The sequence below is a fragment of the Faecalicatena sp. genome (assembly GCF_058819085.1).
Window position 1 is genome coordinate 134,544 of sequence record NZ_JBZUUL010000027.1, and the last position, 12,879, is coordinate 147,422.

11 protein-coding genes and 1 tRNA gene are annotated in these 12,879 nt (G+C 45.2%); 9 read left to right on the forward strand and 3 right to left on the reverse strand.

Annotated features, from left to right (window positions below):
• Window positions 1–15: 15 nt before the first annotated feature.
• From AC4OGX_RS14340 to AC4OGX_RS14365, 6 genes are all read left to right on the forward strand, one after another.
• Window positions 16–624, forward strand: coding sequence for a TetR/AcrR family transcriptional regulator (locus tag AC4OGX_RS14340; RefSeq protein ID WP_493331260.1), 609 nt, complete (start codon window positions 16–18; stop codon window positions 622–624).
• A gap of 23 nt (window positions 625–647) precedes the next feature.
• Window positions 648–1,568: a diacylglycerol/lipid kinase family protein gene (locus tag AC4OGX_RS14345; RefSeq protein WP_493331261.1), complete on the forward strand. Its 921-nt coding sequence runs from the start codon at window positions 648–650 to the stop codon at window positions 1,566–1,568.
• 65 nt (window positions 1,569–1,633) lie between these two features.
• Complete coding sequence (locus AC4OGX_RS14350; RefSeq protein WP_493331262.1) at window positions 1,634–2,404, forward strand: glycerophosphodiester phosphodiesterase family protein; 771 nt, start codon at window positions 1,634–1,636, stop codon at window positions 2,402–2,404.
• Window positions 2,405–2,576: 172 nt separating this feature from the next.
• The gene (locus AC4OGX_RS14355) at window positions 2,577–3,257 is read left to right on the forward strand and encodes a phosphatase PAP2 family protein (protein ID WP_493331263.1); all 681 of its coding nucleotides are present in this window, start codon (window positions 2,577–2,579) and stop codon (window positions 3,255–3,257) included.
• A 302-nt stretch (window positions 3,258–3,559) separates the two neighbouring features.
• A complete protein-coding gene (gene trpS / locus AC4OGX_RS14360) occupies window positions 3,560–4,645 on the forward strand; it encodes a tryptophan--tRNA ligase (protein WP_493331264.1) in 1,086 nt (361 codons plus the stop codon).
• Between the two features lie 20 nt (window positions 4,646–4,665).
• On the forward strand, window positions 4,666–6,882 hold the full coding sequence (locus tag AC4OGX_RS14365) for a bifunctional diguanylate cyclase/phosphodiesterase (RefSeq protein WP_493331309.1): 2,217 nt from the start codon (window positions 4,666–4,668) through the stop codon (window positions 6,880–6,882).
• Between the two features lie 64 nt (window positions 6,883–6,946).
• Here AC4OGX_RS14365 and AC4OGX_RS14370 read toward each other — a convergent pair.
• Window positions 6,947–7,020, reverse strand: a tRNA-Arg gene (locus AC4OGX_RS14370).
• Between the two features lie 174 nt (window positions 7,021–7,194).
• Window positions 7,195–8,427 carry a 6-phosphofructokinase gene (locus AC4OGX_RS14375; protein ID WP_493331265.1) on the reverse strand — a complete coding sequence of 411 codons (1,233 nt, stop codon included), beginning with the start codon at window positions 8,425–8,427 and terminating at the stop codon, window positions 7,195–7,197.
• A 311-nt stretch (window positions 8,428–8,738) separates the two neighbouring features.
• Between AC4OGX_RS14375 and glf the strand changes: the two genes are divergently transcribed.
• The 3 genes from glf (at window position 8,739) to AC4OGX_RS14390 (ending at window position 11,163) form a co-directional block, all read left to right on the forward strand.
• A complete protein-coding gene (glf, locus tag AC4OGX_RS14380; protein ID WP_493331266.1) occupies window positions 8,739–9,836 on the forward strand; it encodes a UDP-galactopyranose mutase in 1,098 nt (365 codons plus the stop codon).
• 10 nt (window positions 9,837–9,846) lie between these two features.
• Window positions 9,847–10,266: a GtrA family protein gene (locus AC4OGX_RS14385; protein WP_493331267.1), complete on the forward strand. Its 420-nt coding sequence runs from the start codon at window positions 9,847–9,849 to the stop codon at window positions 10,264–10,266.
• A gap of 162 nt (window positions 10,267–10,428) precedes the next feature.
• Window positions 10,429–11,163: a protein kinase family protein gene (locus AC4OGX_RS14390; protein WP_493331268.1), complete on the forward strand. Its 735-nt coding sequence runs from the start codon at window positions 10,429–10,431 to the stop codon at window positions 11,161–11,163.
• 415 nt (window positions 11,164–11,578) lie between these two features.
• Here the strand turns inward: AC4OGX_RS14390 and AC4OGX_RS14395 are convergent, their stop codons facing one another.
• Window positions 11,579–12,838: a Glu/Leu/Phe/Val family dehydrogenase gene (locus tag AC4OGX_RS14395; protein ID WP_493331269.1), complete on the reverse strand. Its 1,260-nt coding sequence runs from the start codon at window positions 12,836–12,838 to the stop codon at window positions 11,579–11,581.
• Window positions 12,839–12,879: the final 41 nt, after the last annotated feature.

Sequence of the window (12,879 nt, forward strand, 5' to 3'; positions counted from 1 at the left end):
AAGGAGTGTACAGTTATGAGTGATAAAGTGGAATTATCCAGGCAGCAGCAGAAATCAAAGGAGACAAAGGAACGTATATTCAGGGCTGCAAAGAGGATATTGCAGAAAAAGGGCTATGAAGAGCTTTCTATAAAGAATATCTGTGAAGAGGCAGGTGTATCGAATGGGAGCTTCTATCATCATTTTAAGACAAAGGACGACCTTCTTTCCTATTATATCGAAGACCAGCCGAACATCAACCCGGATCTTCTGGATCTGCCGAAGAATGCGGATGAGGCTAAGATCGCCATTATACATGTCTACCTGAATTATGTGGAATACTGCAGGGAATTAGGCGTGGAGTTCATGTCCGGCTACTATGACACTAAGAATCAGGCATTGAATCCTGCCATCCGTACGGAACGCCCGTATCCGATCGTGACGGTGCAGACGTATGTGGAGAAGGCTGTCAGGGAGGGGATCATAAGGATCGGTGTAGACATTGATGAGTTTACGACAGATATTCGTATGATCGTGATCGGCAATGTATTCGAATGGTGCTTAAGGAATGGGGAAGCAGATTTTGAGGGGAACATGAGGCGCTCTCTGGGAAAATATCTGGATAGTACAGTTTACGCAAGATAACAGACGGCACGGGGGTGCAGAATATGAGATATACATTTATTGTGAATCCAAATTCACGTTCCGGCATGGGCGGTATGATCTGGGAGGTCATCGAGCCGGAGCTGATCAAGAAAAAGGTGGAGTATGACTGTTTCCATACAACTTATCCCGGACATGCGACAAAGCTGGTCAGGCAGATCACAGCTGACGGCCTTTTGCATACTCTGGTCGTATTGGGAGGGGATGGTACGGTAAATGAAGTGATCAATGGGATCGAAGATATCAGTAAGATCACTCTCGGATATATCCCCACCGGTTCCAGCAATGATTTTGCGCGGGGGTTAAAGCTGCCGAAAGATCCTCTCAAGGCTCTTGAGGTGGTTCTTAATCCGGGGCAGATAAAAAGGATGGATATCGGACTTCTGACACGTGCGGGAAAAAAACGCAGGTTTGCTGTGAGCACGGGGATCGGATTCGATGCGGCGATCTGCCATCAGGCGGCAGTTTCGAAGCTGAAGGTGTTATTAAACAGATTAAAGCTGGGAAAACTGACCTATGTGGGGATCGCGTTGAACCGTTTGTTCCATGATAAGCCTGTGGAGGCGGAGGTGATCCTGGACGGTGGAGAATCAAGGACGTATCACAGGGTATACTTTGCGGCCGCTATGAATCAGCCATACGAGGGCGGCGGATTTTATTTTTGTCCCGGGGCGCAAAGCGATGACAGGATGCTGGATGTGATCATTATTTCCAGCCTTCCTAAGCTGGCAGTTTTGCTGCTGCTCCCTACGGCATATAAGGGATGGCATGTGCATTTTCCGGGGATCTCTGTTTTGCGGTGCCGCGAGGTCTGCATCAGGACCAAGAAGGCACTGGCCGTACATACGGACGGGGAACCTGTATTTTTAAGAAAAGAGATCAAAGCAGAATTATTAAAAGAGCAGATCAAAGTGATAACAGCCTGATAGAGGAAGAGGGGATGCTGGACATGATTTTTATAGGAATGCTATTCTTGCTTTTCTACTTATTTATGCTGACGCCGAGAATGACAAAGCGCAGCCGGATGAAGCCCTTTTTGGGAACGATGTGGGCCCATAGAGGGCTTCACTGCATAGAGAAAGGAATCCCGGAGAATTCCATGGCGGCTTTTCGGATGGCTGTGAAGAAGGGCTATGGGATAGAACTGGATGTTCATATGACCCGGGATAAGAAAGTGGTCGTTTTCCATGATGATACACTAAAGAGGGTCTGTGGAAAAAAGGGGACTGTTGAGGAGACGGACTGGGAGGAACTTAAGAAGTGTTACCTTAGCAAAACGTCCGAGAGGATGCCCTTGTTTTCAGAGGTCCTCGCCTACGTTAACGGCCGGGTGCCGCTTTTGATCGAGATAAAACAGCCCTCGCAGGATACACAGGTCTGTGCCCTGCTTGCTAAACAGCTGGAAGGGTATCAGGGAGCATATCTTGTGCAGTCCTTTAACTGTCTGGCTCTTCGCTGGCTGAAAAAGAACAGACCCGGGATATTGCGGGGACAGCTTTCCTCGGATCTTGTAAAAAGTGACCGGTCGCCGCATTATTTTCTGCGATTCTGCGTAAAATATTTGTTAAGCAATTGTTACAGCAAACCGGATTTTGTTTCTTATAAGTTAAAAGACAGCCGGAATATCAGCCTTTGGCTTTTAAAATATCTCTTTCATACTCCGATCGCAGTATGGACGCTTAAGACACACGGAGAACTGACAAAAGCCCGCAGTAGTTATGATATGTATATCTTTGAGAGGATCAAAGAGCTGTGTGAGTGAGTACACGGCGGCACACATGGCAGAGGCGGGGGAATTCTCAAAAATTCAAAAGAATTTGTTAAGAATATATGAACATTATTGTTGTCGGGATAAAATCGTGCTATAATCGGGGCAAGTTACAGGGGATCGTATAAAAGACAGAAGGTTCGGAATCGAAAAGGGAGCGTTCAATATGAACATGAAAAGTAAAGCGGCAGGCCTCATAAAGAAGTATAAGCATGCGTGGGTATTTGCCTATATACTCATCTACATGCCCTGGTTCATGTATTTGGAAAAGCATGTGACAGTAAACTATCATGTTATCCATTCGGCGATAGATGATAAGATACCATTTATAGAATATTTTATTGTTCCATATTTATTGTGGTTTGCGTTTATAGCAGCTGTGTTTCTTTACTTTTTTTTCACAGATGTGGAGGGATTTTATAAGCTCTCCAAGCTGATGTTTACAGGGATGACGATTTTCCTGGTCATTTCCACACTGATGCCCAATGGACTGAATCTGCGGCCGCTCTATTTTGAGAGAGATAATATTTTTGTGGATATGGTGAAGACGCTCTACCGGGCAGACACCCCGACAAATGTACTTCCAAGTCTTCACGTATTTAACTCACTGGGGGCATGCATCGCGATCTACCACAGCGAGGCGCTGCGCAGACATAAGGCGGTCTGTGCGGGGGCATATATCCTTGCGGGGCTGATCGTTTTGGCGACTATGTTTTTAAAGCAGCACTCTGTGATCGATGTGATGGCTGCATTTTTAATGGCATATACCTTGTATCAATTTGTCTATGAGACAAGCAGAAAGAAGGTTCCCAAGATGTCACGGCAGACAGTATTCGGTAATAAATGACAGTGGAAGTAAGCGTAAGACATATGTAAGCGGCAGAAGGAAAACAGAAGCGTGAGGCTTGAGACAGCTTTACGTGTGATTCGAATAGAGAAGACAGAGAGCAGAAGAACTCTTTCAGACACGGGATCTATGGTGCAGATAGACCAAAGACTCGTCTGAAAGGGTTCTTTTTTCTCTTCAAAGATGTAATCCTAAGTATCGGGCTGCAAAATAGATACGTTATTAGGTAGCCAAAAATGTGATGTTAGTGTTATAATGTGAGCAGACGACCAGAAATTTATTTAGGAGGAATGTAGAAAGTTATGGGAAAAATTATATTAACGGGAGACAGACCGACTGGAAGGCTGCATGTGGGACATTATGTGGGTTCTTTAAAACGCAGAGTGGAGCTGCAGAATACAGGAGAGTATGACGATATATTTATTATGATAGCGGATGCACAGGCATTGACCGATAATGCGGACAATCCGGAGAAGGTACGCCAGAATATCATCGAGGTTGCATTGGATTATCTGGCATGCGGGCTGGATCCGGAGAGATCCACGCTGTTCATCCAGTCTCAGATACCGGAATTGTGTGAATTATCTTTTTATTATATGAACCTTGTTACAGTATCCCGGTTACAGCGTAACCCTACTGTGAAGTCGGAGATTCAGATGCGTAACTTCGAGGCCAGCATACCGGTCGGATTCTTTACCTATCCGATCAGCCAGGCTGCGGATATCACCGCATTTAAGGCCACGACTGTGCCGGTTGGGGAGGATCAGCTTCCGATGCTGGAGCAGACAAAGGAGATCGTGCGGAAGTTTAACTCTATTTATGGGGATACCCTGGTGGAGCCGGATATCCTGCTGCCGGATAATTCTGCATGCTTAAGACTCCCTGGAATTGACGGAAAAGCAAAGATGAGTAAGTCATTGAATAACTGCATCTATCTTTCAGAGGAACCGGATGAGATCAAGCAGAAGGTATTCAGCATGTTCACAGATCCGACTCATATTCGGATCGAAGACCCGGGCAAATTGGAAGGCAATACAGTATTCACATACTTAGACGCATTCTGCAGGCCGGAGTATTTTGCAGAATTCCTGCCGGACTATGCCGATCTGGATGAATTAAAGGCTCATTATCAGCGGGGCGGACTCGGTGATATGAAGGTGAAGCGTTTCCTGAATAATGTACTGCAGGCCGAACTCGAACCGATCAGGAACAGACGGAAGGAATATCAGAAGGACATCCCTTATGTATATGAGATTTTGAAAAAGGGCAGTGAGAAGGCAGAACAGGTTGCTGCAGATACACTGCGTGATGTAAAAGAAGCCATGAAAATTAACTATTTCGAAGATCAGGAATTGATCAATGCACAGTCTGAGAAGTTCCGTGAATAATTGACAGAGGAGTCATTATGATGCAGTATATGAAGGATTCGGAAGAGTACAAGCTGCTTTTAGAGCGGGCAAATTACGACGATCTGACCAAGGTGCTCAACCGCAGGGCAGGGAAAGAATATTTGGAAGGGCTGCTTGATAAAGCAAAGAGCGAGAAGAAGATCATCTCGGTCGCTCTCTGCGATATCAATGATTTAAAGCAGGTGAACGATAAATTCGGGCATAGGGAAGGCGACCATATGCTTCGTTATGCTGCATCTACAATGACACGTCAATTGGGCGCGTATGATCTGGTATTCCGCTTAAGCGGCGATGAATTTGTCATGGCATATTACGATGAAAGCCAGAAAAATGCTGAAGGCCGGATGGAGGAGATCCTAAAGGAACTGAAGCTGAGAAGAAAAGAGAACGGTATTTTTTATGATGTATCTTTCTCCTATGGGTTTGTGGAGATCTATCCGGAGGAGCATTATACGGTATCTGATGTGATCGCAAAAGCTGATTCTAAGATGTATATCCAGAAGCGGAGCTATCATATCATGAGAGCTAAGCAGAAGCTGAGACAGCAGAGCGGGAGAGAGGAGATCCGGCAGTTTCAATACGATAAGGAGCATCTGTATGATGCACTTTTGTACAGTACGGATGATTACATCTTTGTAGGAAATATGAAGACGGGTACCTTCCGTTATCCGCCTGCAATGGTGGAGGAGTTTGGCCTTCCGGGGCAGGTTGTGGAGAATGCAGCAGCCTTTTGGGGGGAGATCATCCATCCACATGACGAAAAGGGATTTCTGGAGAGCAATCAGGAGATTGCGGATGGCCGCACAGAATATCATGATATTGAGTACCGGGCAAGAAATGTACGCGGAGAGTGGATCTGGCTGCGCTGCCGTGGAAAGATGATACGCGACAGGCAGGGAGTTCCGAATCTCTTTGCAGGAATGATCAGCAATCTGGGACGCAGAGACCAGATCGATCATATGACAGGACTTTATAACCGCTTTGAGTTCGAAGGGGATGCTAAAAAGTATTTGGTAGACCAGGAGGGGACAAGGGAGCTGGGGATTATGATCCTGGATATGGACAGCTTCCGCAATATCAACGATCTGTATAATCGCTCTTTTGGAGATGAGATCCTGAGGGTGACAGCACAGAAGATTGCGGAGATGCTCCCATATAACGCGAAGATTTACCGGCTGGACGGCGATGAGTTCGGGATCCTGATCCTGAATGGGAATGTAGATGAGGCGATGGAGATCTTCAATCGGATACAGCAGAAGTTTCAGAGGCAGCAGGATCATAACGGCCGGAAATATTTCTGTACCATTTCCGGGGGATATGTTTCTTATCCCAAAGATTCGGATCATTATCTTGAGCTTTTAAAGTTTGCGAATTATTCTCTTGAATATTCAAAGGCAATGGGAAAAAATAAGATCACCGTGTTCTCTCATGAGATTCTTGAGCGTAAGGAGAAAAAGCTGAAGCTGACAGAAATGCTCAGGGAAAGTATGGAACGGGAATTTGCCGGATTTTCGGTCAGCTACCAGCCACAGGTGGACTCTATCACGAAGGAGCTGTACGGAGCGGAGGCACTTGCCAGATGGAACTGTGCATCATACGGAAGGGTATCACCGCTTGAGTTCATACCGATCCTGGAGCAGAGCGGCATGATCATTCAGGTGGGTAAGTGGATCTTTAAGAAAGCAGCGGCGCAGTGCCGGGAATGGAGAAAAATAAAGCCGGATTTCAATATGAGCATCAATCTTTCCTATCTGCAGCTGTTAGAGGAAGATTTTGGGGCCTTTGTTGAGGATACTCTGGAATCTATGGGAGTGCCTTTTGAGAATATTACCCTGGAGCTGACAGAGAGCTATCTTATCGAGCAGGATGGGATGGTACATGATATCATGGTGAATCTGCAGAGTAAGGGGATCAGAATCGCTATGGATGATTTTGGTGTGGGGTATTCATCATTGTTTGAACTGAAGAATACACCGGCTGATATTATCAAGATCGACAGAGCCTTCGTGAAAGGTCTGACCTCAGATATATTTACAGGGACCTTTATCCGTTCTATCACAGAGCTGTGCCATAATGTAGGGAAGCAGGTCTGCATGGAGGGTGTGGAGACTCAGACAGAGTATAATATCGTAAAGGATATCGGGTTGGATCTGATCCAGGGATTTTACTTTGGAGAACCGATCGTTCCTGAGATGTTTGAGAAAAAATATTTTTGAGGCATGAGGATTTAACAACAAAAAAGGACTGATACTAATTGCTTAGTGTTCAGTCCTTTATTAACGTGCGCGAGAAGATTCGAACTCCCGACCTTCTGGTCCGTAGCCAGACGCTCTATCCAGCTGAGCTACGCGCACATGCTGTTGTAACTCGTTCACAGCGAAATTTAGTATATAATAGATTTGAGGTTTTGTCAATAGATTCCGGGAAAAAAGTTTTAAAAAATTTTACGCGGATTCTCTCAGTGCAGAATCCATGGTGTCTTTAGAAACAAATTCCCGGAATCTTTTTTGTGATAAAGCGGATATCTCTTATAATGTACGGAATAAATGTCTTGGAATACCATCCACCATAACCGGTGATACGTCACCCTGAATAAGAGGGCGCACATAGTTTACAAACTCATCAGTTACATAGTTTCCTTCTTCGTTCACCCATTCTCTTGGTACCAGCTTCTCATCATTTGCGATCTTATGTACGTCTTTTACCTCTGTTCCGCTCTGGTAAGGATCATCGGAAAGTCTCTGGATGACTACCATTTTACCGGAATCTCCTTCGTCAGCCGCTTTCACGGCAGCACCGCCTACCTGGTAAGCCTCCAGGATATCGACACGGGACGCACAATGGGATGCGGAGCGCTGCAGGCTGCTCAGCTCGATGGCACGAGTCTTGCTGCCGATCTCCCCGGCAATGTAGCTTGCAAGGTAATTCGCTGTACCGGAGAGCTGTTTATGTCCGAATGCATCTACAAAATCAATGCTCTGGCCCAGCTCGCAGACATAACGTCCGTCAGCCAGACGGATTCCTTCTGATACAGCAACCACAACGGACGGCTTTTTCGATAACAGCTCCCGGACCTTCGCACCGAATGTCTCAATGTCAAATGGAAGCTCCGGCAGATAGATCAGGTCCGGTCCTGAGCAGTCTTCTCCTTTTGCCAGGGCAGCGGCGCCGGTGAGCCAGCCTGCATTGCGGCCCATGATCTCAACAACAGAGACGAGGCCCTTCTCATATTCCAGACAGAAGCTGTCCCGGATGATTTCTTTCACAGAGGTGCCGATGTACTTAGCAGCACTTCCGAATCCCGGTGTATGGTCGGTCAGTGCCAGGTCGTTATCGATGGTCTTCGGGCATCCGATAAAACGTGTGGGGTGTCCTGTTACAATGGCGTAATCGGATAATTTCTTGATGGTATCCATGGAGTCGTTGCCTCCGATATAGATAAAGGCTTCGATGTCCAGTTTATTCAGGATCGCGAAGATCTTCTCATATACTTCCTGGTTCTCATGGATCTCCGGCAGTTTATAACGGCAGGAGCCTAAGAATGCGGCGGGAGTTCTCTTAAGGAGCTCCGCGTCCAGTTCCGTCTGTATGTACTCGGACAGATCAATGTATCTCTCCTGCATCAGTCCCTGGATTCCGTGCAGCATTCCATATACCTTCTTTGCTCCACGGTCCTTAGAAGTGCGGTATACCCCTGCAAGGCTTGAATTGATGGCAGCAGTGGGGCCGCCTGATTGTCCGACGATTACGTTTCCTTTCATGTATGTTACCTCCGTGTCTTAATTATTATCAGTCCTGCTTTCTCGTAGGAAAACAACCTATAGTATTAGTTTAGTGCATAATGCTCAATTTGTAAACGAAAAAAATAGAAATATAGTAAAAATGACCAAATTCGACACGATGCGCAGGGGGGATAAGTCGATTTGTATGGAGTTTCTATATACAGAAAGCGGTGAAAATGTTATAATATTGCCCGTAACCGGGACATACATACAGATTCCGGCTTATAGAAAAATATATTTATAGTAAGAACATTGTGGGAATTAAGAATGGATTTCAGGAGGAAATAGGAATGTATCAGTATGACTATCTGATCGTCGGATCAGGTTTGTACGGAGCCGTGATGGCACATGAGCTGAATAAAAAGGGAAAGAAGTGTCTTGTGATCGATAAGCGTGATCACATTGCAGGTAATATATATTGTGAAGATGTGGAGGGGATCCATGTGCATAAGTATGGTGCACATATTTTCCATACCTCTAATAAAAAGATCTGGGATTATATGAACCAGTTTGCGGAGTTTAATAACTACATCAATTCGCCCATTGCTGTATATAAGGATGAGCTCTATAATCTGCCGTTTAATATGAATACTTTTAGCAAGATGTGGGGGATTCGAACGCCTAAGGAGGCGAAGGAGATGATCGCAAAGCAGGTGGCAGAGACGGGCATTACAGAGCCTAAGAATCTGGAGGAGCAGGCATTATCCCTTGGCGGACGTGACGTTTATGAGAAGCTGATCAAGGGATATACAGAGAAGCAGTGGGGAAGAGACTGCAGGGAACTCCCGGCGTTTATCATCAAGCGCCTTCCGTTTAGGTTTACTTACGACAATAATTATTTTAACGACAGATATCAGGGGATTCCGATTGGCGGCTATACGGCCATCGTGGAAAAGATGCTGGAGGGAATCGAGGTAAGGACAGGCGTGGACTTCTTTGAGTTTAGAAAAGAGAACCCGGATATTGCAGAGACGACGATTTTTACAGGTATGATCGACGAGTATTTTGGATATCAGCTTGGTGCGTTGGAGTACCGCTCCGTGAGATTTGAGACAGAGGTGCTGGACTGCGATAACTATCAGGGCAATGCGGTGGTGAACTACACGGACAGGGAGGTACCATACACCAGGATCATCGAGCATAAGCACTTCGAGTTCGGAAAGCAGGAGAAGACGGTAATCTCCAGAGAGTACTCCTCCGAGTGGAAGGTAGGGATGGAACCTTATTATCCGGTCAATGATGAGAAGAATACCAAGCTCTATGAACAGTATAAGGAACTCGCTGCAAAAGAAGAGAATGTGATCTTTGGCGGAAGGCTGGGAGATTATAAATATTACGATATGGATAAGGTGGTAGAGGCTGCCCTGAACAGACTGGAAGAGTTGTAAGGTGCGCAGTATGGACAAAAAGAAGAAGACAAGCCTGCTTTCGCAGCTGATCAGGTTTGCGGTCGTGGGAGGCGGTGCTTTCCTGATCGATTACGGGATCATGATCCTGCTGACAGAGCTGTTTGGCGTAAATTACCTGATTTCCTGTGCTGTTTCATTTACAGTATCTGTCATATTCAATTATGTGCTGAGTGTGTACTGGGTGTTTAATGTTACCGGGGAGAGGAGCAAAACACAGGATTTTGCCGTATTTATCATCCTCAGCGTTATAGGATTGGGGATAAATCAGCTGATTATGTGGCTCGCTGTGGATAAACTTCACATTTTTTATATGATCTCCAAAATCGGTGCAACGGCAGTGGTGATGGTTTATAATTTTGTGACGAGAAAAATATTTCTGGAAAACAGCAAGGCAGAGAATGAAGAATAAACATAAAAATGCAGGCATGAAAGTGCTTGCATTTTTTATGTAAATCAAGTAAGATACAAGTATTCTGATAGGTCTGATTTATCTATCATTCACGTTTTAAAGTTCGGCATCGTTTCTGATAAGTATTTCAAGTTTTAAGTAAAGCTGTAGAAAGGAGTATGATTGGTTACAGCAGAAAGTTATGAAGTTTTGAGGTTTATTGAGCATGGGGGAAAATGCAGGACCATTATGGATTGTGCAGACGGACGGCTGCTCATACAGCGCTTAAAGGATCCCAAGGGGATCACAAAGGAGCTGGTTTTTAAATGGTTCAGAATGACTGCCGGTGAGGCAGTGAAGTATGAAAAGTGCAGAGAGGGGCAGGCATACCGGTATCTGAATCCGTATAGTATCCTGGTCACTAAGGAAGAGGAGATCCTCCTTTTGGATCTTGGGGCAAAAAGCAATGAGTCTGTTCTAAAGAATATGCGGGATCCTAAGGTTCAAAAGTATTTTGTGGACCCGGTCATTCGGATCAAGGAGGACGCCGGATCGTCTGCGGCATTATATAGTCTGGGAAAGACCATACAGCTGATTCTGGCTCATACAGAAGCCTATATTTCCCTCACAAGAGGAGAAGAATATCTATTATCCGGGATCATCGGAAAATGTCTCGGTGTAAATCCAAAGAAGAGGTACGGGAATCTAAAGCAGATCCAGAAAGAATTATCCAATATTACATGTAAACAAGAGAAAAAGCAGCAGCGGAAAACAATACTTATCATTGCAGTTATTGTCCTTATCTTTGCAGGGATATGCGGCGGACGTGCAGTGGCAGAAAGCAGGAAAACGATGACCGGGGTACAGGCAGCGGATGGAAACAGGGAAGCAGCTGTGAAATTAGCAGAACAGGAATAGGGCGGAAATAAGACATGATAGACAGGATATCGGAAGTTATCCCATAAAAGGGAGGATGCCAGGTGATTGATCGCTCAATCCCTGGCATGTATTATGAAAAAGTTTATTCAAATAGTATTACACTTGTTGTCGGATGTAATATCAAGTGAAGTAGTTCTTGTTCTTCATTTGATATATTAAGTATATGCAAGAGAAATGAAGAAAGAATGAGGAGAAAGTGAAAGATTTTTGAATGATAAATGAACAAATTGTGAACATAAGCGGCATAGGAGCATGGGAATTAGTGGGATGCACTGCTCCTATCATATGGCAGCAGAGAATATTGAACTACCTAGTCAGAATAGAAGAAAGCCCCGGGAGATCCCAGGACTTTCTTCTAACTTTAGGAAAAAAATCATTTATCATAAGATGATTCTTATGGCCAGATCGCTCTTGCTTTCTTCGCATCAACAACACGTTTTACAGCGATCAGGTAAGCGCCTGTACGCAGTGTTGTGTGCTGCTGGTCAGCAATATTCCATACTGCTTCAAAAGCAGGATCCATAATATTTTTCAGCTTCTCATTAACGGTTTCTTCTGTCCAGCTTACAGACTGGATATTCTGTACCCACTCGAAGTAGGATACGACAACACCACCTGCGTTTGCGAGGATATCAGGTACAACTACGATTCCTTTTGCGTTCAATACATCATCAGCCTCAGATGCAATCGGGCCGTTGGCAGCTTCTACGATGATGTCAGCTTTGATGTTCTCAGCGTTAGAACCATTGATCTGGTTCTCTAATGCAGCAGGAACCAGAACCTTTACATCCAGTTCAAGCAGCTCTTCGTTGGAGATACGTGTCATGCCTTCTTCTTCGTATCCGCTTAAGAGATTCTTGCGGTCCTTGGACAGGTACTCAAGGATTGCAGGAATATCCAGACCGTCTGCATTGTAGATACCGCCGGATACGTCACTGACAGCAACGACCTTCATGCCTTCTTTGTGAAGAAGCTTTGCTGTGATACTTCCGACATTTCCCATACCCTGGATAGCTACGGTTGTTCCGTTTGTATCTAATCCCAGTTTCTTTAAGATGTTCTTTGTTGTGAACATAACACCGCGTCCGGTTGCCTCGTTACGTCCTAAAGCACCGCCCAGTTCGATCGGTTTTCCTGTAACAACACCATGTACACAGTGTCCTTTTAACATGCTGTATGTGTCCATCATCCAGCCCATAACTGCTGCGTTCGTTCCTACATCTGGAGCCGGGATATCCTGCTCTGGTCCGATCAGCGGAGCGATAGCGGCTGTAAATCTTCTCGTGATGGCACGGATCTCGTTTTCGGATAACTTGTTAGGATCACAAACGACACCACCCTTGCCGCCGCCGTATGGGATATTAACAACTGCACATTTAAATGTCATCCATGCTGCAAGTGCTTTTACTTCGTCTAAGTTTACTGCCGGATGGAAACGGATTCCGCCCTTTGCAGGACCTCTGGATGTGGAATGCTGGATACGGTATCCTTCGAATACATGTGTTGTTCCGTCGTCCATGCGTACCGGGATCGCTACTTTCAGTTCTCTTTCAGGATACTTGATCGCTTCGATATCGCTGTCTGAGTATCCTAAGATGTCGGCTGCCTCTTTTACTACTTTTAATACGTTGTCATAAGGATTATACTGTGCCATGATTTGTTCTCCTTTTCTTATAAAAAAATTATTGGCATTCA

Excerpts from the sequence above, each read along its gene's own strand:
- glf (WP_493331266.1), top strand. The coding sequence starts at position 8,739 with ATGTATCAGTATGACTATCTGATCGTCGGATCAGGTTTGTACGGAGCC.
- AC4OGX_RS14375 (WP_493331265.1), bottom strand. The coding sequence starts at position 8,427 with ATGAAAGGAAACGTAATCGTCGGACAATCAGGCGGCCCCACTGCTGCC.
- AC4OGX_RS14395 (WP_493331269.1), bottom strand. The coding sequence starts at position 12,838 with ATGGCACAGTATAATCCTTATGACAACGTATTAAAAGTAGTAAAAGAG.
- AC4OGX_RS14355 (WP_493331263.1), top strand. The coding sequence starts at position 2,577 with ATGAACATGAAAAGTAAAGCGGCAGGCCTCATAAAGAAGTATAAGCAT.
- AC4OGX_RS14340 (WP_493331260.1), top strand. The coding sequence starts at position 16 with ATGAGTGATAAAGTGGAATTATCCAGGCAGCAGCAGAAATCAAAGGAG.
- AC4OGX_RS14365 (WP_493331309.1), top strand. The coding sequence starts at position 4,666 with ATGCAGTATATGAAGGATTCGGAAGAGTACAAGCTGCTTTTAGAGCGG.
- AC4OGX_RS14385 (WP_493331267.1), top strand. The coding sequence starts at position 9,847 with ATGGACAAAAAGAAGAAGACAAGCCTGCTTTCGCAGCTGATCAGGTTT.
- AC4OGX_RS14345 (WP_493331261.1), top strand. The coding sequence starts at position 648 with ATGAGATATACATTTATTGTGAATCCAAATTCACGTTCCGGCATGGGC.
- AC4OGX_RS14350 (WP_493331262.1), top strand. The coding sequence starts at position 1,634 with ATGCTGACGCCGAGAATGACAAAGCGCAGCCGGATGAAGCCCTTTTTG.
- trpS (WP_493331264.1), top strand. The coding sequence starts at position 3,560 with ATGGGAAAAATTATATTAACGGGAGACAGACCGACTGGAAGGCTGCAT.